Raw genomic sequence first — 20,413 nt, 5'->3', positions numbered from 1 at the left:
TCCGACGCACTTCACAGGATTAAATAAAAAAGCCCCCGCAGCCTAAACACCTTTTTCGAAGTGTCCAGTCTATGGGGGCCGGCTTACTCGGTCTTTCTAAACTATTTTAACGAGAAGCCAGTTGAATTTGGTCGTACGCCCAGTAAGCGGGAGGAACATCTCTCCATGTTACTGAAGCGGTATGCCGGGAGCCTGTAATCCCCAGCATTCGATTGACGATCGTTACCGCCTCAGCTCGCGTTAATGGCTGATCCGGGCGGAACATCCCATCCTTATACCCGCTCATTAATCCCTCTGCCTGAGCCGCGCCAATGGATGCGGAAGCCCAGTGCTTCGCCGTATCGCCGAAGGCAGCCGGTTGGGCTTCAAGATGCCTGATACGGGCGATCATGTCCGCGACTTCCGCACGGGTAATCGGGGAGTCCGGGTGAAATGTACCGTCCGGGTAGCCGACCATGAACTGATTCCCCACCATAGCTTGAATGGATTGCATCGCCCAATAGGTTGAAGCCACGTCCGAATACGCTTTCCAACCCTCTGCGCTTGTCAACGGAAGAATTCGTGTCAGCATGGAGGCCCACTCTGCGCGGGTGATCGGACTATCGGGACGGAACGTGTCGTCCGGATAGCCGTTCATATACCCTCCGGCGCTGCTGCTCGCAGTATGGTTATTGGTCATATCGAAGCTCAATTCCACGATCGTCTGTCCAACGTGAATGACGCCATTGCGAATATAACTGGTATCCCCGTGATTCTCGTCTCGCGGATCCTTACGGCTGTCATAGGTTTGATAACCGTCTTTCTTCGCAATCATATAGTAGTCCCCGTCCGGGAATACCATCCAGCCGTAACGTCCATCCGTTGTACTGATTTGCGGATTGCGATTTTGGTTGGGATCGAACTCCGAAAGCTCCGGCAATGCAACAAGCGTATCCGGCGTTCTTCCCTTGCTGCGGTTCAATTCCGTGTCTGCCCAGTAGAGCTGGGCGTTCACATCGGCAATCGGCTGCTTCGTCACATGATCGGTAATCACGCCATACGGATCGATCAAATCGAGCTCCATCGAGGCCGTTCCATTGGCATGCACCGTTAATTTCCCTGGCTGTCCTGCCAACACTTGTCCGTCTGGGGCAATAACATTCATGACGAGCGAATATTGTCCTGCTGCGACGTTGCTGCCAATGATAAACTGACCATCCGGCCCGATCGTAATATCGGGGATACCGGTCCCCCCCGGCGCCGCCGAAATCTTAACTTTCAAGGTCACGTTAGATCCTAGCATCTTCGTTAAAGCAGCTGGACTGTTGGAATCCGTTGTCACTTGTCCAACGATCGGGTTAGAGCTATGAGAACTGCTCCCCTGTTTGAATGAGGCAATCGCTTGGTCCAACTGTATTTGCACATCTTGGGTCGACTTATACCCGGATATCGGTTTGTTGTCTATCAGTCGTTGGCATACTTGATCCTGCACGTCATCCGTTAATGCATGATACGCATCGTAATGAAGGCTTGGCTGGTCGGTATCACCGACCAGTAACGTCCATAACGAAAATGAATCTGACAGGCTGTTCAGATTGATCATGAACGATCTTTGCTGCATCCCGCTCGCAAACGTATCGCGTAAATCAGCGATGCTGGAATACCCGGCAGGGGGGCGATTGGCGATTAACCAATCGGCGAGAAAGTCTTTATCCGCCTGTTTAAAGGTCGCGTAGTCATTAAATCCCGCCGAAACGTAAAACAGGGTATCCTTGTAGGCAACCATGGCAGATTCCATCGTTGTGATGTCCGTTGGGCGATTAAATGAATTCAGACCTGAATCGTCCGGGGTTGCAAAAGCGGATACGGGCAGGATCAAGGTTAGAATCATGGTCACGCTCACGAGCAGTCGTTTGAGTACGTACGTAATGTTATTCACCCTCTTCAATAAATAGAAACGACATGCCTAAAGCCTGCTAGGATGGAAACGCCCCGGTATGAAGAACGCTATTCTTCATACCGGGCGCTGACGATTATGGCGTGTGCAGCCCAATTAAGGCATACGATAGCGGGAGCTTATTCCATTCGCCGGCCTCCGAGTAGGTTTGCGAGCCGCTCCAGATCCCCGACTTCCGAATGAGTGTCCCGCCGCCAGGCATAAACTGATCATGCGAGGCCGGGTCGCCTAACACGTCGACGATTTGTCCGTTCTTCTTCAAGACGTAAGCAACCACGTTGTAATTGGCCGGATCATACAGCATCGTGTCGATGTTATAATACGTTGCGTTGGTCAAATCGAAAAAGTCCTCGAATATGGTATCGATTGCGATGTAAGGGTTGAACCAATACGGAGCCTTTGGACCCTGTGTATTAATGAGCAGCATTGGATTAGGCTCGATGACCAGCTTATTCGTTTTCTTCATCCATTTGTAGACATCAAGCTCATAGCCAGCCCCATTGTCCGGTTGATTAATAGCGCCATTGTAGTACATTTGAAGCGCTATCCTCCCATTCCCACCGTCCAAGTATTGGGAGAAGTACAAGCCTTGGGGACCCTGAGCATCCGCAACCACGCGAATGACGGCTGCTTGGCCATCTGCGCCAATTACCCATGTGTACATAGGAAGCGTATTAAGCGCGAGCGAAGTGCCTGACATGGCGGCAGGTCCCGTAAAGGTGGAATCCGGTGTTCCCATATACGTCGTGAATGAAGTCTGTCCTGGGAAAAGGGTAGATAAATCGTACGATAGAGGATCTTTGACCCCTTGCTTGGTGTGTACCGTAATCATCCCGCCAGGGACAAGCGGTGCCGTGCGTACCGTAAACGTGTACGTTCCGATGCCGCCGTTACTATCGTCGGCCGAGATCGTAACCGTCGTGCTCCCCGCCTTAATACCCGGCGAGAGCGTCAAGTCGCTGCCATTTACAGAAACCGCAGCCGCATCGGAGTCTGCGGCAGTAGCCGTGAATTGCAATATATCGCCGTCTTCGTCTTCAAACAATTGCGATAGATCGTAGGTTCGCGGATTGGTAACCCCGGACGTTAACACTTGTTCATAGATGGCAGCAACGGCCGTCGGCGCATGATTATTCGAAGCTGCGTTTACCGTGACCACGAAGCTAGTTGCAACCGTTCCTCCCTGCCCGTCGTCCGCCGTCACGTTGATCGTACTCGTTCCTTGGGCAAGCGGTGCAAGGGTTAATGTATGGCCCGAGACGTCGGCGGTTACCTTGTTGGGGTCAGACGAAACAGCAGCGAACGTCAATGTGTCTCCGTCACTATCGGCAAAGACCGTGCTTAGATCTAGAGTGGTGTTGCTTGCTCCCACTGTCGTCGTTTGGTCTGAAACAGGATTGGCAACCGTAGGCGCATGATTCACCGGCGGTGCTGCGTTTACCGTGACCACGAAGCTAGTTGCAACCGTTCCTCCATGCCCGTCGTCCGCCGTCACGTTGATCGTACTCAATCCTTGGGCAAGCGGTGCAAGGGTTAATGTATGGCCCGAGACGTCGGCGGTTACCTTGTTGGGGTCAGAGGAAGCAGCAGAGAATGTCAATGTATCTCCGTCACTGTCGGCAAAGACCGTGCTTAGATCTAGAGTGGTGTTGCTTGCTCCCACTGTCGTCGTTTGGTCTGAAACAGGATTGGCAACCGTAGGCGCATGATTCACCGGCGGTGCTGCGTTTACCGTGACCACGAAGCTAGTTGCAACCGTTCCTCCTTGCCCGTCGTCCGCCGTCACGTTGATCGTACTCGCTCCTTGGGCAAGCGGTGCAAGGGCTAATATGTGGCCCGAGACGTCGGCGGTTACCTTGTTGGGGTCCGACGAAACAGCAGAGAACGTCAATATATCTCCGTCACTGTCGGCAAAGACCGTACTTAGATCGATGGTGGTGCTGGTAGCCCCCACTGTCGTCGTTTGATCCGAAACAGGATTGGCAACCGTAGGCGTATGATTCACCGGCGGTGCTGCGTTTACCGTGACCACGAAGCTAGTTGCAATCGTTCCTCCTTGCCCGTCATTCGCCGTCACGTTGATGGTACTCGTTCCTTGGGCTAGCGGTGCAAGGGTTAATGTGTGGCCCAAGACATCGGCAGTTACCTTCTGGGCGTCCGAGGATGTAGCAGAGAACGTCAATGTATCTCCGTCACTGTCGGCAAAGACCGTACTTAAATCTATGGTGGTGCTGCTAGCTCCCACTGTCGTCGTTTGATCCGAAACAGGATTGGCGACCGTTGGCGCATGATTCACCGGCGGTGCTGCGTTTACCGTGACCACGAAGCTAGTTGCAACCGTTCCTCCTTGCCCGTCGTCCGCCGTCACGTTGATCGTACTCGATCCTTGGGCAAGCGGTGCAAGGGTTAATGTGTGGCCCAAGACATCGGCAGTTACCTTCTGGGCGTCCGAGGATGTAGCAGAGAACGTCAATGTATCTCCGTCACTGTCGGCAAAGACCGTACTTAAATCTATGGTGGTGCTGCTAGCTCCCACTGTCGTCGTTTGGTCTGAAACAGGAATGGCAACCGTAGGCGCATGATTCACCGGCGGTGCTGCGTTTACCGTGACCACGAAACTAGTTGCTATCGTTCCTCCATGCCCGTCGTCCGCCGTCACGTTGATCGTACTCGTTCCTTGGGCAAGCGGTGCAAGGGTTAATGTATGGCCTGAGACATCGGCGGTTACCTTCTGGGCGTCCGACGAAACAGCAGCGAACGTCAATGTGTCTCCGTCACTATCGGCAAAGACCGTGCTTAGATCTAGAGTGGTGTTGCTTGCTCCCACTGTCGTCGTTTGGTCCGATATAAGATTGGCGATCGTAGGAGAGTGGTTGGCCGAGACAATAACATTAAAACTGGTCGTTGTCCTTCCCGCGTTGCCGTCATTTACAGCAATTTGTATTTTGCCTGTTCCTGGTGACAGCGGCGTTACTGTTAATTGAGCGCCACTTACGGCTACCGATGCAATCCCTTTGTTCATGGATACCGCGGTGAAGCTCAAGGTGTCCCCGTCCGCATCAGAAAAGTAGGGGCTTAAATCGATTAGAACGCTGTTTTGACCTAAAGTAGCAGCTTGATCGATGATTGGCTTCACTACGACTGGCGCATGATTCGCATTAGCGGCGAAAGCTACGGGAACAGCCCCATTTAAGATCGCAAGGATAGCACTGCCGCATAATGCCTTTTTGAATTTCTTTCGTGAAAGCAACGGATTTCCCCCTATAGTGCTACAAATTCAATCCCACTTGAAAAACCACGGCCACGACGAACGAATCTTGTTGAACGATAAGGCTGACCTTATTGGACTTCCTGGAAACTGCGATTTTATGACCTAATTATACCAATAATTCGACATATTTCTACAAAAATATTCGACGGTGTTCTACCAATTCCTTTATAACTGTGACACTGTCATAGCTATACTTTCAGCAATCATCGCTTGAGCTTTCCTCAACGCAAAAAAAGCCAGCCGTATGCGGCTGGCTTTCATGTTGAGGGAGGCGAGCCGTGGCTAATCCAAACCATCTTCGTTGAAATCGACGTGTATGATTTCATCCCGGCTACAGGCCGCCTCCAGCGTTGTTAAACATCTAGCTTAACTCTTCATAACTGGTTACCTTTGTTTTAAAAGCGGTAAATCCGCCATCAACAGATAAATACCGCCGGTTAAATATACGTCTTGAGCTAAATACAAAATAAAACGAGCGATATCCTCGGGCTCGGCAATACGCGTCAAATGCAGAGACTCTATGGCCCGACGCGACTCGGGAGCCGACAGCCATTCTTGTTGTACCTCCGATGTACCACCGTCTTCGCTTCTGATTTTTGCGCATGCGCTACTCCCCTCCTTATTGGCGCAGACGGACTTTTTCCAAACAGTCGATACATCTTTCCGGAAGCCGTAAGCCATCGCTCATATAATAATCCGTTCCTCAGCGCATCAATCACGTTACGTATCTCAGTTTGAACTTTCTTGGAATCGACATGTTCCCACAGCGTCAGGAAAGGAATGTACTTCTTATAAGGGCAGCTTACCGCTCATCATTATTTGCAAAAATCCGGTATGAATCATTTGATCCACTTTATCCATGATCTGCTCCAATGAGAGATCCTTGTAATATCCGTATGAAGGATTCCGTTCCAGCCCCAACTCCAGCAGCTTTCGTTCTTTCGAACCCTTTAATACCTTCGATAGCAGAGTACGCCCGCCTCCGGCAATAATATCGTCGGCCGCTCGCAGAATTGCTCTCAGTTCGTGCTCCGGCCATGGCAGATCTTTAGTTCTCATTGGAGATTCCCTCCGTTCATCGATTTGCTTCAATTGTTTCGGCCTTTATCTCATAAACAGAATAACGCAAAAATCAGGCGACCAGCAAATAATCTGCCAATCGCCTGAGTTCATCTCCAAGTCAATTTTCAACTATAGCCCAATGTAGGGTGAGAGCTGTATCCCATACCGCTTGCGTATTCCCCAATCGCGCCAGTTCTTCATCCGTGAACGAAACGTCTCCGAAGGTCGAAGCTTCAACGCCTCTACCCCGCCGAACCTGGATCAAGCAAAACATGACTTATGTTGAAGTTCTTTTCCTCGATAACGAATCGTTACCTTCACCAAAGGCAAGCTGTACAGCATGTCAATTTTTAATCTGAGGCCGCGTAGCCCTGCCCATTTCTCACGAAGCTTAAGCGTATCTCACGATGTATGAAAAAAGACATACTCACGGTAAGGCTGCTCCCCGATGCAATTCATAATAACGCTTCATGGCAACTGCGGGATCATCAAAACGATCAACTAATGCGACCTCTTCAATAAGGCAGAAAACCTTCCGCAGAACGAGACTTCAAAGCCTCACAGACCACCCACTCGTCTGGAATATATCATTCTGCAAACGGACTCTCAGACAACCCCAGCGCCACACGTAAGAAGTTCAGATTCGACCTTTCCGGATTCATTCGGTATTGCTCATATTCCTTTTTCCTTACGAGTATTTCGACGCTCTCTTCGGGGTATCTCTCTTGCTCATCGCATACCCAATCTGTATTATCCGAAATAGGCGGGGATGTAGTTGGCAGCGTCTGAATCGTTAGAAGTCTTCTCACCTACGGTACGATATTTTCATTGCATCAGAAACGCATTCCTTCCCCTTCCCTCCAACTCGTCCAGATACCCTAGCAGCGTACGGAAACGGGAGTTAGAATACTCCATCAACTTTCGATATTCCTTGGAGGTCAACTCAGGATTTCGTAATCGGATGGCTTGCAGCCTATTCATTTCCGTTACATCATAATGTGTCTTATGCACCATGAAACTTGAAATATAATTGCCAATGGATAGCTCAGACAAGTTTTCACTGCCATTCCAAGCAAACAGCTTGATTTGACTCTGAAACCGATCAACATTGTTTCCTTGGGATAGAAAGCGATAGATCAGATCGCTTTTAATTCGAGCAGCATCCGACTGCCCCGTATAACTTTGCTCCATCAGGAATACAACGATCCCCATAAAAGCATCTATGATTTGCAGTGGGATAGACGCATGGGAATCTTCGGACTCAACAGATACGATCTTATATCTTTTGTTCCGGTATACAGAGTGGGCATTCATCTGCTCTTTAATTTTTGAATGCAGTCCAAGTGCATCGTACTCATCATTGTGGTCGATTTTAATCTCGACGTCCATTTGATCGGTGAGTTGGCGAGTGACACCATAGAATAGCCGCTCCGGTATTTTAATATAGAACAGACTCCTTAATTCCATCGTCGTTAAGTTTAATTGCTTAGCAATGGATTGGGCTTCCATGTTGTTGACAACGAGGAGATTAAGATTGATTTCTTGGTTAATAATATGATTAAGAACTCTGAAATACTTCTCAACATGCTTATCATGATTGTACTCTCGAAAATGCAATTCGCTCTTGGTTCCTAATTTTTCGAAAATGTCTTGAACGGAGCGAACTATTTCCGTCATAACTTGTTCATTGCCACCATACGCCCCATAGTATGAATACACTTTGTCAGGTTGGTCTATCTTATTGGCCTCATCAAAATAGATCCTGTAGCTCATCCTACACATCCTATATCCATCATTGATTATGCAATGTCTATGAAGTCAATACTGCAGTCAATCCTCGCTTGACTTTCTACGACATACATAATATCATGATTATACAGAAATACTACGGTTGGGTATAGCTTTCTCAGCTTCGCTAGCAGAGCTGGCTATACTCATAAGAAACCCTTCTCAGCCTCGTTGGCAGAGCTGGGTTTCTTTTTTTAGGTAGCAATCGGCTTCATTTCCTCGCTATACACGCCAGCACTGCAACATATCCTTTCCGAGATTCCTCGGATTCATGTCCACGAACGCTACAAACCCAGCAACGACAATGTTTTCGAACCGCTATGTATACCGAGAATGCAAAAAAGACACCTGACACGGTGTCTCCTCTGATAGGTTTGGTGGAGGCGAGGGGATTTGAACCCCTGTCCGAAGACAACGCCACACAGGCTTCTACGGGTGTAGTCACGGTTTTGATGTCACCCTAGGAACTCCCCGTAACCGGATTCCCTTCGGGTCAGCCTGATTGTCTTCTTCCGTCGACCCCAGGCGGAGACCGAACGGCGTATCCCACTATATGTTAGCCCCTAGTCTAGTCACATGGGCGATGCTAGGTAGGAGCACGCTAACAGGTTATTAAGCTGCTAAAGCGTAGGATTGTTGTTGTTTGCCGTTTAATAGGCTTTAGCGTTGATGAAGTGGACGCGTCCCCACTACCCGCAACCCATGCTCGAACTATCCCCGTCGAATCCATAAACGCCCCCAATATCGCATAAACGGCGATGATCGCTCCGTTTAGCAGGTGAGACGCTCCGACGAATGAAATGATGCCGCGCGTAACGGCCGGACATCGGAATCATCTGAGCATGTTATAACGATCTTGCTTGCTTCGTTCGTTGCTCACTTAGTATAACACAGGTTGTACCCTTGTGAGCCAATGTCTTGCTGGAAACGATGGGGACGTTCTCCACGGCTTCCGATTGCCTCCTTACCGCACGCCATCGCGTTAACGGGCAACCTTCTGCTTCTCGCGAAGCGCGCGTTGAATGTCGCGTTGCGCATCTTTCTTCGCCGCCGACTCGCGCTTGTCGTACTGCTTCTTGCCCTTGCCAAGGCCGATCAGCAGCTTCGCGTAGCCGTTGCGAACATAAATCTTCAGCGGCACGATCGCATAGCCCTCTTGTTTGGACAAGCCAAGCAGCTTATGAATCTGCGCCTTATGCATCAGCAGCTTGCGGGCCCTTGTCGGGTCGGAAGGATTGTTTCGGTTCCCCTGTTCGAAGTAGCTGATATGCATGTTATGGATGAAAATCTCGCCGTTTCGGATGGTGGCGAACGCATCGCTGATATTCGCCTTGCCCATACGGACCGACTTGATCTCGCTGCCCATCAGCACCATGCCCGCTTCGAAGGTGTCCTCGATGAAATAGTCATGGGAAGCCTTCTTATTCTGCGCAAGCAGTTTGTCGTCGTTCTTCTTCGCCATGCCGTTTCACCTCTTCCGTAATCGCTTCGTAAGCCTGTCTCCTGCCGGAGCAAAGAACGGACTTCTAACCGCAGCTAGAAGTCCATTGTAGCAACTTTGCGAACCGAAATCAAGAATGGGGAAAGCTTCCGAACGCCGCGTCCTACTTGCGTTTCTTCCGGACGAAAGCCGCCGTCGCATTACCGCCGTCGCCGGATTTCTTCTTGCGTTTCCGCGCGCCGCCGGCTGTACCGGCGGTTTCGCCGCCGCTAGCATTCGGCGCCGCTTGCAGCTGACCGCCAGCCGAGCCGCCACCACCGCTGCGGGGCTTCTTGCGGCGGGAGCCGGTGCCGCTGCTCTGATCGCCGCCGGCACCGGCATTGCTGCCGCCGGCCGCCGCCGCGCTCAAGTCGCGCTGGCTGCCTTGGCGGTTGCTTCGTCGACCGCCGCCGCCGGATGACCGGCCCGCGCCGCCGCCGAAGCCGCTGCGGTCGCCGCCTGAACGACCGCGGCCGGAGCCGCCGTCGCCGCGTCTGCCCCGCGAGCGGTTCGCGTCGTCCGGATCTTCGCCGTAGTCTTTCAACGAGCCCGCGTTGCGAACAGGCAGGCCCCACATGTCGGTGCGGACCGCTTTGCGCCGTTCGCCGCGGCTGCCTTCGGAACCGCCGCCGTTCGCCGTACCGTCGCCGGCGCCGTCATTGACGCCGAGGATACGATCCAGATTATAATCGTCCTCCGGCTTCCACGCCCGCTGCTCGCCCCTGCCGCGCGGCGCCGCACCGGCGCCAACGTCCGCACGGGCCGGCTGGCCGCCGCCAAGCTCCTCGCGGCTGCCGCGCCTGCGGCCGCGCCGCTCCGCAGCGCCGCCAGCGCCGGCTTCGCCGCGCGCCGGCCCACGGCCCCGCGGGCCGGTGCCCGCATGCGCCGCCGCGCCATCGGCGCCGCCGCGCCCGCTCCGCTGCGCGGAGCCGCCATCGCGGCCGGCTTCGCCCCGGCCGCCTCGGCCCTCGCCGCGCGCGCCGCCGCTGCGCGGCTCGCGCCCCGCGCTCCGCTGCGCGGAGCCCGCTTCGCGGCCTGCTCCGCCACGGCCGCCTCGTCCGCCGCGCGCAGACCCGCGCTCGCGGCCGCCGAACCCGAGCTCGCGCGCCACGTCGCCGCTGTCCGCGCCCTGCTCCAAATTCTCGAGCATCGCGAAATCGATTGTATGCTCATCCATATTGACGCGTTCCACGCGAATACGCACCTCGTCGCCGATGCGGAACGTCTTCGACGTCCGCTCGCCGATGAGCAGCATATGCTGCTCGTGGAAGTGGTAGTAATCGTCCGTCAGCTCGCCCAGTCGGATAAGCCCTTCGACCGTGTTCGGCAGCTCCACGAAGATGCCGAAGCTCGTCACGCTGCTCACGATGCCTTCGAATTCCTCGCCGATTTTGTCCAGCATGTATTCGCATTTCTTGAGCTTCTCCGTGTCCCGCTCCGCATCGACGGCGACCCGCTCCCGCTCAGACGATTGCTGCGCGATGTCCGGCATCTTCGCGGCAAGCGCCTCGATCCGCGCATCCGGCAGCGTGCCGCCGTTCTCGAACACCTCGCGCATGACGCGGTGGATGACCAGATCGGGATACCGCCGGATCGGCGAGGTGAAGTGCGTGTAGAACTCCGCGGCAAGGCCGAAGTGACCCAGGCTCTCCGCGTCGTATTTGGCCTGCTTCATCGAACGCAGCAGGACGGTGGAGATGACCGTCTGCTCCTTGGAGCCGTGAACGTCCTCCAGCAGCGTCTGCAGCGCGCGCGGATGAATGACGCTGCCGCCCTTGCCTTTGATCGCATACCCGAAGTTCGCCGCGAACTGCACGAAGTGCAGCAGCTTCTCCTGGTCGGGATTGTCGTGCGTCCGGTAGAGGAACGGCACCTTCAGCCAATAGAAATGCTCCGCGACCGTCTCGTTCGCCGCAAGCATGAATTCCTCGATGATCGACTCCGCGATGGAACGCTCGCGTTTCACGATATCGACCGCTTTGCCCGACTCGTCGACGATGACCTTCGATTCGACGAAGTCGAAATCGATCGCGCCGCGCTTCATGCGCATGCCGCGCAGCCGCATCGCGAGCTCCTCCATCAGCTTGAACGTATCCACCAGGTCGGCATAACGCTCGGCCACCTCTTCGTCTTCGCCCTGCAGGATCTTCCGCACGTTCGCGTACGTCATCCGCTCCGTCGTCCGAATGACGCTCGTGAATACATCGTGGCGCACCCGCTTCAGCGTCGTCGCGTCGAATTCCATCTCGCACGACATCGTCAGGCGGTCCACCTTCGGATTGAGCGAGCAGATGCCGTTCGACAGCCGGTGCGGCAGCATCGGGATGACCCGGTCCACGAGGTAGACGCTGCAGCCGCGGCGGTACGCTTCTTGATCCAGCGCGGAATTCTCCCGCACGTAGTAGCTGACGTCCGCGATATGAACGCCGAGCACGTAGTTGCCGTTCTCCAGCCGTTCGATGTTGACCGCGTCGTCGAGATCCTTGGCATCCTCGCCGTCGATCGTCACGATGACTTTATCGCGCAGGTCGCGGCGGCCTTGGCGTACGATCTCGTCCTCGGTAATCGCGTCCGGCGCCGCTTCCGCTTCCGCCATGACATCGTCCGGGAAGCCCTCGGGAAGCTGATGCTTGCGAATGATGGACAAGATATCGATGCCGGGATCGTCCTTATGGCCGAGCACCTCGATAACTTCGCCTTCCGCGGCCGACCGGCCCTCGGGATACGAAACGATGCGCGCCACGACCTTCTGCCCCGTGACCGCGCCAAGAAATTTCCCCTGCGGGATGAAAATATCGCGGTTCAGCCGTTTGTCGTCCGGCAGCACGAAGCCGTAGGCCTCGTGATTCTGGAACGTGCCGACGATTTGCGTGACCGCGCGCTCCACGACGCGCACGACCTCGCCTTCCATGCGGCCCCCCGCCGCGCTCCGCGACGTGACCCGCACAAGCACGATATCGCCGTTCATCGCGCTCTTCAAATCATGGGCGCCGATGTAGACGTCCCCATGCCCCTTGTCTTCCGGGATCAGGAAAGCGAACCCTTTCGCATGCGCCTGAATCCGCCCGCGCACCAAATGCATCCGTTCGGGGACACCGTAACGGTCGCTCGCATTGCGCACGATTTTCCCCTCGTTCTCCAGCTCGTTCAGCAACACCAGGAACGTCCGGAACGATTCCGCGTTGCCCGCTCCGCCTAACTGCTTGTCCAGCTCTTGGTAAGTCAACGGCTTATACGTCTGCTCGCGCATATAATCAAGGAGCTGCTGCTCAGTTATCATTCTTTTCTCACCTCATAATACCGCGATGCCGTCCATCCACAATTGCAGCAGTCGGTTAGTAGATTATCATATACCATATAGTATACACGAAAGCGGGAACGACCATCCGCGCCTGCTCCCTTACCTGCTCCCTTATTTACAAAATTACCCCAAAACATGCCATGTTAACATCTTCCACCGTCAAACGGCACTAAAAAAAGCGGGCCGAAGCCCGCTTTCAAGGTTGTCATTAAGTTTTCACCAAATAGGCAACAACAAGCGCCAGGATGAAGAAGCCCGCTGCAACACCAACTGTCAAACGCTGCAGGAACAGGTCCAGACCGCGTGCTTTCGTTTTGCCGAACAAATGCTCTGCACCGCCGGAGATCGCGCCGGAAAGCCCTGCGCTCTTCCCTTTCTGAAGGAGAACGACGCCAATCAGCGCAAGCGCGAAAATAACGAGCAAAATTTTAAACGTAACATCCATGAGTTCCACCTCCTGCACAAGGAGCAAATTTGTCGTTTGCCGCTGCCTTGTCGATAGAGGGGACAAGACCTAGAAACAGCACTCTCATTGTATCACAGGGGGAAGATGAATACAAGCTAACAGATTTTATCCTTCTGCCAGCGGATGGATTCGTCGAACGGCAGGAACTGAAACTCCTCCCGTTGCCAGTAGTACATCAGATCCTCTCGCGTCCAGCCCTCGTACAGCTCCTCCCACTCGAACGGCCCGTGCGGCATGAGCGACGCGTGCTCGATCGGCTGGCTGACCGGCTGATAACGCAGGTCGAGCGACAGACGGACGCGTCCGGGCTCCCGGTTCGGCAGCGCCTTGTGCACCGTCAAGCTGTGAAAAATGATCATGTCGCCCGCTTCGTAATCGCCCTCCGCCCACTCGTAGCCGAGATTGCACAGAATCGTCTCCAATCCGCCGGCGCCTTCGGCCGCCGTAACGCCGAGCAGGCCGGCCTTGTTGCTGCCTTCGAGAATCGAGAGCCCGCCGAGCGAACGCGGCACGTCGCCCATCGGCGCCCAGCAGGTCCATGTATCGGCGCTCCCTTGAATGTGCAGGAAGTCCTGGTGCGGCGGCGTTACTTTCAGCTCTTCGCTCGGCAGCATGATGCGGGCGATGTTGCGCGGATGCGGGAAAACCCGTTCGCCGAACAAGGCGCCGAACATCGCGAGCAGCTTAGGATGGTGGGCGAAAGCATGAAATTGTTGCAGCTTCTGCACCTTATGGTACACCTGCCGCGTCGTGCCGATCCCGTTCCAGTTGACCTCCTCCTGCGACAGCGCGTCGATGACCGGCTGATTGCCGATGCCGTCCAGCAGCGGCCGACCGGGATCGAGCAGTCCTTCCTCTTGCAGAATGCCGAGCAGCAGGCTCCTCATCTCCATGATCTCTTCCCGGGCGAAAAAGTGCTTAAAAAACAAGTATCCCTTCTCCGCCGCGACTTTCCGCAGCTCCTCCGGCTGCGTCAGCAGCGGCGTTGCGTCCTCGAATGGCCGTGTGGCCGGTTTAGTTGCCGGATCCATGCCGATCCCCGCCTTTTCGTTTAGGATGATTGAAGATGACCGGCATGAATCATTCCGCACGGGCGGTTTAACCATTGCCGACCTTATGCGCTCATTGTATGCTTATCGCAATAAGAAGTATTTGCAATCGTTCGATGATCTTTTAACGCTGAACGATAGATTGCAAACGCATTCGCGAGGTGAATCCATATGCTTGAGCCTGCACGCCAAGGCATCCCGGATCGGCCGGTCACAATTGCCTGGGAAGCGCTGCAGCCCGTCGTCCGGTATGCGAACCGGATGCAGTGTCTGCCCGGCTTCAGCTTCGGACCGCGGGTCATTGCCGAGCATCAATTCATCCTGGTGGCGGAAGGACGGGGCGCTGCCTCGATACAGGGGGCGCATTACGAAGCGACGCCCGGCTGCCTGTTCTATTACGGGCCGGATACGGTGCATCGCTTCGTCGCGGACGAGGATAGACCGTTCCTGCTGTACGGCCTGCACTTCAGCCCGACCGGGGAGTATACGGCGCAGGACGCGGCGCTCTCGATCCGGGAGGCATCGTTCGATCCGGCGATAGACGAGCGCCGGGATAACCGGATTCGGATCGGCAGCGGCGGCAGTGAAACGTCCGATGAAGAAGCCTTGGTGCTGTCGGATTGCCGTGCGTTATCCGTAGAGCGGTTCGAGCCCCGTTTTGCCCGGATCGCCGAATGCTTCGGCATGGAAGAGCGGTGCTTCAAGGGACCCATGCTGCGCGGCTTGCTGCTCGAGCTGCTGGCCGCTCTGAAGCAGCATGAACGGCTCCCCGGACATAAGGAACCGGTCCCGCCGCTCATCGGCGGCATCGCCGAACAGTTGAACGCCCGCGCCCGCGAGCGGTACAATCATCGCTGGCTCGGCGAATGGAGCGCCTACCATCCGGATCATATCGCCCGCCTGTTCAAGGCGCAGCTTGGCGTCACGCCCTACGACTATTTCATGGGCCGCAAGCTGCAGCTGGCCAAGGACCTGCTTGCCCGCTCCGACCTGCCGCTCCTCGCCATCGCCGACGAGCTCGAGGCCGGCAGCATCCACAACTTCACCAAATGGTTCAAGCAGCATGCCGGCCTCCCTCCGGGCAAATATCGCAGCGTCAGCCGGTTTATTTGATGCGCCGAATCATTCGGGAGCAGGCTGCCGCGCAGCCTGCTCATCCTCTTATGCGTCCGGCGGCGATAGGCGTTATGCGCAAGGCGGGCGCCGTTCCTCGCGCCTTCTCCCGCTTCTCCGCCCGCAACGGCAAACGGCTGCAGCCCGTTACGCACGGGATGCAGCCGCTTCTATTGCACGCTAATTGCGCTATGACTTCCAGTTACTACTTGCGCGTAGGATCGCGAAAAAACCCCGCCGCTCGAGCAGTCTCAAGCGCGGGGCCCGCCAATCGATTAGAATCCGTTCTCGCGGAAGAAGTCCAGGCTCAGCTTCGCGCTCTCAAGCGACGATTGCTGGAACTGCTCCTGCTCCACGATGAAATATTCGATGCCGGCTTGCTCGGCGATCGCCAGCACGCCCTTCAGGTCGACGACGCCTTTGCCGACTTCCGTATCGCTGCGGCCGACGCCGAAATCTTTAAAATGCGCCAGCGGCACGCGGCCGGCATAACGCTTCACATAATCGACCGGGTTCTGGCCGCCCATATGCACCCAGCCCAGATCGAATTCGGCGATCAGGTAGTCCGGGGATACTTTCTCCAGCAGCAAGTCGATGATCGGCTTGCCTTCGACTTGCTTGAATTCGAAGTCGTGGTTGTGGTAGCCGTATTTCAACCCGGCCGCCGTTACCTGCTTGCCTGCCGCTTCCAGGATGCCCGCCAGCTTGTCGACGTCGGTCATCGTCGGATTCTCCGGCAGCGGCGCCCAAGGCGTTACGATATACTTAAGGCCAAGCTCCTTGGCATATTCGATTTGCTTGTCCAGGTCGGCGGCGATTTTCTCCGGTTCGCCGAAATTAAGCCCGACGTGGGAAGAAGGCGCTTCCAGTCCGAGCTCGTCGAGCAGCGCCTTCAGCTCTTTCGCCGGCGTGTTGTAGTACCCCGCGAATTCGACTGCCGAATAACCCATTTCCGCCACTTTGCGGATCGTGCCCAGAAAATCCTTCTCCGTCTGGTCGCGAAGCGTGTACAATTGCAAGCTGACTACCGGTTTTGCCACCATATCCACCTCAATAATAAGTATTGTCGATCGCGTCTAGCTATAGAAAGAGGAGAGCCGCAGACGCTGCGCCTGCTTCTCTCCCCTCATTATGCGCCGTCCCTCCCGGCGAAACTACCGCGCCTTTTGGGACATTCTTTTGTTTTTTTGGCTTCTGCCCGCGCCTTCGAACCCGATAAACCTTAATTATTTGAAGTTTTTCAGGTTGTAGAACGCGCTCTTGCCGGCGTATTGCGCCGTGGAGCCCAATTGATCTTCGATGCGAAGCAATTGGTTGTATTTCGCAACGCGGTCCGTACGGGACGGAGCCCCCGTTTTGATTTGGCCGGCGTTCGTCGCAACCGCGATGTCCGCGATCGTGCTGTCTTCGGACTCGCCGGAGCGGTGGGAGATAACGGCCGTGTAGCCGGCGCGTTTCGCCATTTCGATGGCGTCGAACGTTTCCGTCAGGGAACCGATCTGGTTGACTTTAACGAGGATCGAGTTGCCTACGCCTTTCTCGATGCCGTCGGACAGGCGTTCCGTGTTCGTTACGAACAGATCGTCGCCAACGAGCTGCACTTTGCCGCCCAGCTTGTCGGTAAGGAGCTTCCAGCCTTCCCAGTCGTCTTCGGAGCAGCCGTCTTCGATCGTGATGATCGGATACTTGTCAACCCACGAAGCAAGCAGGTCCACGAACTCGGCGGACGTGAACGAACGGCCTTCGCCTTCGAGGTGGTATTTGCCGTCTTTGTAGAACTCCGTGGACGCAACGTCCATGCCGAGGAATACGTCTTCGCCCGGCTTGTAGCCAGCGCGCTCGATTGCGGAGATGATCGTCGTGATCGCTTCTTCGTTGGAACCAAGGTTCGGCGCGAAGCCGCCTTCGTCGCCGACTGCCGTGTTCAGGCCTTTGTCTTTCAGAACCGATTTCAGGTTGTGGAAGATTTCGGCGCCGATGCGAAGCGCTTCTTTGAAGCTGTCCGCGCCGACCGGCAGAACCATGAACTCTTGCACGTCGATGTTGTTGTCGGCATGCTCGCCGCCGTTGACGATGTTCATCATCGGTACTGGCAGCGTCTTGGCGTTGAATCCGCCCAGATACGTGTACAGCGGCACGTCAAGCGCATCTGCTGCTGCGCGCGCGCAAGCCATGGATACGGCGAGAATCGCGTTGGCGCCAAGGTTGCCTTTGTTGTGCGTGCCGTCCAGCTGGATCATCTTGCGGTCGATCAGCACTTGGTCCAGCGCGTCCAGGCCGATGATTTCAGGCGCGATGATCGTGTTCACGTTCTCGACGGCTTTCAGCACGCCTTTGCCGAGGTAACGGGATTTGTCGCCGTCGCGAAGCTCAACGGCTTCGTATGCGCCCGTGGATGCGCCGGATGGCACGATTGCGCGGCCTTTGCCGCCGGACTCCAGCACGACTTCGACTTCAACGGTAGGGTTGCCGCGGGAATCAAGCACTTCGCGTGCATATACGTCAGTAATGATAGACATGAACGAAACACTCCTTCGGATATTTATCGTTTAGTTGCGGCCGGGCGCGCCGCTCATGGCGCAGCCGAACCGCACTTGGTCGTTATCGATTGTACTGTATCTACCCGCCTTGGACAAGCGACTGGCCGGTCATTTCTGCCGGCTGCTTCAGACCCGCGAAATGCAGGATCGTCGGCGCGATATCCGCCAGGATGCCGCCTTCGCGCAGCGCTCCGACTTGCTTCGTTACGATGAACGGAACCGGATTCGTCGTATGGGCCGTGAATGGACGGCCTTTCTCGTCGATGACCATATCCGCATTGCCGTGGTCCGCCGTGATGAGGCATACGCCGCCTTTGGCCAGCACCGCTTCCACGACTTGTCCCAAGCACTCGTCCGTCGCTTCGACCGCCTTGATCGTCGGCTCCAGCATGCCGGAGTGGCCGACCATGTCGGGGTTGGCGAAGTTCAGGATGATGACGTCTTGACGGTCGGCTTCGATTTCTTTCACCGCTGCCGCCGCAACGTCGTACGCGCTCATTTCCGGCTTCAGGTCATAAGTCGCGACTTTCGGCGAAGGGATGAGAATGCGCGTCTCGCCCTCAAGCTCCGTATCGCGGCCGCCGCTGAAGAAGAACGTGACGTGCGGGTACTTCTCCGTCTCGGCGATACGCAGCTGGCGCTTCTTGTTCTGCACGAGCACTTCGCCGAGCGTGTTGTCGAGGTTCTTCGGTTGATACGCAACATACCCGCCGACGGTTTCGCTGAACAGCGTCAAGCAGACGAAGTACAGGTCCTTCGGCGCTTTCGGGCCGCGCTCGAAGCCGCGGAAGTCTTCGTTCGTGAACACCTGCGACAGCTGGATCGCGCGATCCGGACGGAAGTTGAAGAACACGACCGCATCGCCCGATTCCACGACGCCCACGGGGCTGCCGTCTTCTTTGACGATGACCGTCGGCATGACGAACTCGTCGAATACCGATTTCTCGTACGATTCCGTTACCGCCTCGATCGGGTCCGCGTATGCCGGACCTTCGCCGTACACCATGGCGCGGTACGATTTCTCGACGCGCTCCCAGCGCTTGTCACGATCCATGGCATAATAACGGCCTTGTACGGTCGCGATTCGGCCAACGCCGATTTCCGCGATCTTCGCCGTCAGCTGTTCCAGATAGCCTTTCGCGCTGTCGGGCGATACGTCGCGGCCGTCAAGGAACGCGTGGATATATACGTCTTCCAGCCCTTTGCGTTTCGCCAGCTCAAGCAAGGCGAACAGATGCGCGATGTGGCTGTGAACGCCGCCGTCGGACAGCAGGCCGTATAGGTGCAGCTTCTTGCCGTTTGTCTTGGCATGGCGAACGGCGCCAAGCAGCGTTTCGTTGGCGAAGAATTCGCCGTCGCGGATCGACTTGCTGATGCGGGTCAAGTCCTGGTACACGATCCGGCCTGCGCCGATGTTCAAGTGCCCAACCTCAGAGTTGCCCATTTGGCCGTCCGGCAAACCTACCGCTTCGCCGCTCGCCGTGAGCGTCGTATGCGGATAAGTCGCCCAGTACCGGTCATAGTTCGGCTTGTTCGCTTGCGCGACCGCGTTGCCCGTCACGTCGTTGCGAAGGCCGAAGCCGTCCAGAATAATCAGTGCTACCGGTGCCGTCATGTTACTTCGCCCCCTCGACAAGCTGGATGAAGGAAGCAGGCTCAAGGCTCGCTCCACCTACCAAGGCGCCGTCGATGTTGGATTGACCCATATATTCGCTTACGTTGTTCGGTTTTACGCTGCCGCCGTATTGGATACGGACCGCATTTGCCGTTGCCGCGTCATACAGACCTGCGACCACGCCGCGAATGAAAGCAATAACGTCTTCCGCGTCGGCGGACGTCGACGATTTGCCCGTTCCGATCGCCCAGATCGGCTCGTACGCGATAACCACTTCAGCGGCTTGCGCCGCGGACAGCCCTTGGAAAGCCGCTTCCGTTTGCACTTTGCATACGTTCTTCGTTTGCTCGGCTTCGCGCTCTTCCAGCTTCTCGCCGACGCAGACGATCGGCGTCAAGCCGTGCTTGAAGGCCGCTTGCACTTTCTTGTTCACGACTTCGTCCGTTTCCGCGAAGTACGCGCGGCGTTCGGAGTGGCCGATGATGACGTATTTCACGCCGAGATCCTTCAGCATGATGCCGCTGATTTCGCCCGTGTACGCGCCATTGTCCTCGAAGTGTACGTTCTGCGCGCCAATGGCGATCGAAGTGCCTTTCGCCGCTTCTACAAGCGCCGGCAGCGTCGTGAACGGCGCGCAGATGACGGCCTCGACGCCGTCGACTTCCGCTTTGCCTTTCACGTCCGCGAAGAATGCAGTCGCTTCGGAAACGGTTTTGAACATTTTCCAGTTACCCGCAATAATCGGTTTACGCATAGTCATTATCGCTCCTTCGGCTTACTCTTGCTTACGCC

Annotated in this window: 14 protein-coding genes and 1 other RNA gene; 1 reads left to right on the top strand and 14 read right to left on the bottom strand. The window is 55.8% G+C overall.

The genetic code is table 11. The annotated features are described in order from the left end of the window. Positions 1-106 precede the first annotated feature (106 nt). The 10 genes from GXP70_RS02350 to GXP70_RS02300 all read right to left on the bottom strand — a co-directional run bounded on the left by GXP70_RS02350 (position 107) and on the right by GXP70_RS02300 (position 14,335). Complete coding sequence (locus tag GXP70_RS02350; protein WP_162354994.1) at positions 107-1,918, bottom strand: S-layer homology domain-containing protein; 1,812 nt, start codon at positions 1,916-1,918, stop codon at positions 107-109. A gap of 94 nt (positions 1,919-2,012) precedes the next feature. Beyond that, positions 2,013-5,186, bottom strand: coding sequence for an Ig-like domain-containing protein (locus GXP70_RS02345; RefSeq protein ID WP_162354993.1), 3,174 nt, complete (start codon positions 5,184-5,186; stop codon positions 2,013-2,015). 405 nt (positions 5,187-5,591) lie between these two features. Then, positions 5,592-5,888, bottom strand: coding sequence for a hypothetical protein (locus tag GXP70_RS02340; RefSeq protein WP_162354992.1), 297 nt, complete (start codon positions 5,886-5,888; stop codon positions 5,592-5,594). A 108-nt stretch (positions 5,889-5,996) separates the two neighbouring features. Continuing rightward, positions 5,997-6,266, bottom strand: coding sequence for an RQC-minor-1 family DNA-binding protein (locus GXP70_RS02335; RefSeq protein WP_162354991.1), 270 nt, complete (start codon positions 6,264-6,266; stop codon positions 5,997-5,999). Positions 6,267-7,094: 828 nt separating this feature from the next. Then, positions 7,095-8,042, bottom strand: a complete 948-nt coding sequence (locus tag GXP70_RS02325) for a DUF3800 domain-containing protein (RefSeq protein ID WP_162354990.1) — start codon at positions 8,040-8,042, stop codon at positions 7,095-7,097. Positions 8,043-8,432: 390 nt separating this feature from the next. Beyond that, positions 8,433-8,797, bottom strand: a transfer-messenger RNA (tmRNA) gene (ssrA, locus tag GXP70_RS02320). Between the two features lie 242 nt (positions 8,798-9,039). After that, on the bottom strand, positions 9,040-9,519 hold the full coding sequence (gene smpB, locus GXP70_RS02315) for an SsrA-binding protein SmpB (protein ID WP_162354989.1): 480 nt from the start codon (positions 9,517-9,519) through the stop codon (positions 9,040-9,042). A 142-nt stretch (positions 9,520-9,661) separates the two neighbouring features. Further along, positions 9,662-12,817 carry a ribonuclease R gene (gene rnr / locus GXP70_RS02310; protein WP_162354988.1) on the bottom strand — a complete coding sequence of 1,052 codons (3,156 nt, stop codon included), beginning with the start codon at positions 12,815-12,817 and terminating at the stop codon, positions 9,662-9,664. 229 nt (positions 12,818-13,046) lie between these two features. Further along, positions 13,047-13,283 carry a preprotein translocase subunit SecG gene (gene secG / locus GXP70_RS02305; protein WP_162354987.1) on the bottom strand — a complete coding sequence of 79 codons (237 nt, stop codon included), beginning with the start codon at positions 13,281-13,283 and terminating at the stop codon, positions 13,047-13,049. 116 nt (positions 13,284-13,399) lie between these two features. Further along, positions 13,400-14,335 (bottom strand): phytanoyl-CoA dioxygenase family protein, encoded by a 936-nt coding sequence (locus GXP70_RS02300; RefSeq protein ID WP_162354986.1) that lies wholly within the window; start codon positions 14,333-14,335, stop codon positions 13,400-13,402. A gap of 189 nt (positions 14,336-14,524) precedes the next feature. Between GXP70_RS02300 and GXP70_RS02295 the strand changes: the two genes are divergently transcribed. Further along, entirely contained in the window at positions 14,525-15,466 is a 942-nt protein-coding gene (locus tag GXP70_RS02295) for an AraC family transcriptional regulator (protein WP_162354985.1), read from the top strand. A 275-nt stretch (positions 15,467-15,741) separates the two neighbouring features. Here GXP70_RS02295 and GXP70_RS02290 read toward each other — a convergent pair whose 3' ends face one another. The 4 genes from GXP70_RS02290 to tpiA form a co-directional block, all read right to left on the bottom strand. Then, positions 15,742-16,509: a sugar phosphate isomerase/epimerase family protein gene (locus GXP70_RS02290; RefSeq protein ID WP_225442637.1), complete on the bottom strand. Its 768-nt coding sequence runs from the start codon at positions 16,507-16,509 to the stop codon at positions 15,742-15,744. 183 nt (positions 16,510-16,692) lie between these two features. Beyond that, positions 16,693-17,985, bottom strand: coding sequence for a phosphopyruvate hydratase (gene eno / locus GXP70_RS02285; RefSeq protein WP_162354983.1), 1,293 nt, complete (start codon positions 17,983-17,985; stop codon positions 16,693-16,695). Between the two features lie 100 nt (positions 17,986-18,085). Next, entirely contained in the window at positions 18,086-19,621 is a 1,536-nt protein-coding gene (gene gpmI, locus GXP70_RS02280) for a 2,3-bisphosphoglycerate-independent phosphoglycerate mutase (RefSeq protein WP_162354982.1), read from the bottom strand. 1 nt (position 19,622) lies between these two features. After that, on the bottom strand, positions 19,623-20,375 hold the full coding sequence (tpiA, locus tag GXP70_RS02275; RefSeq protein WP_162354981.1) for a triose-phosphate isomerase: 753 nt from the start codon (positions 20,373-20,375) through the stop codon (positions 19,623-19,625). Positions 20,376-20,413 lie beyond the last annotated feature (38 nt).

This window comes from Paenibacillus lycopersici (assembly GCF_010119935.1).
In the GTDB taxonomy this organism is placed as follows: Bacteria; Bacillota; Bacilli; order Paenibacillales; family Paenibacillaceae; genus Paenibacillus_Z; species Paenibacillus_Z lycopersici.
Note: the sequence above shows the minus strand (reverse complement) of the source record. Positions and strands in the feature narration are given on the sequence as shown.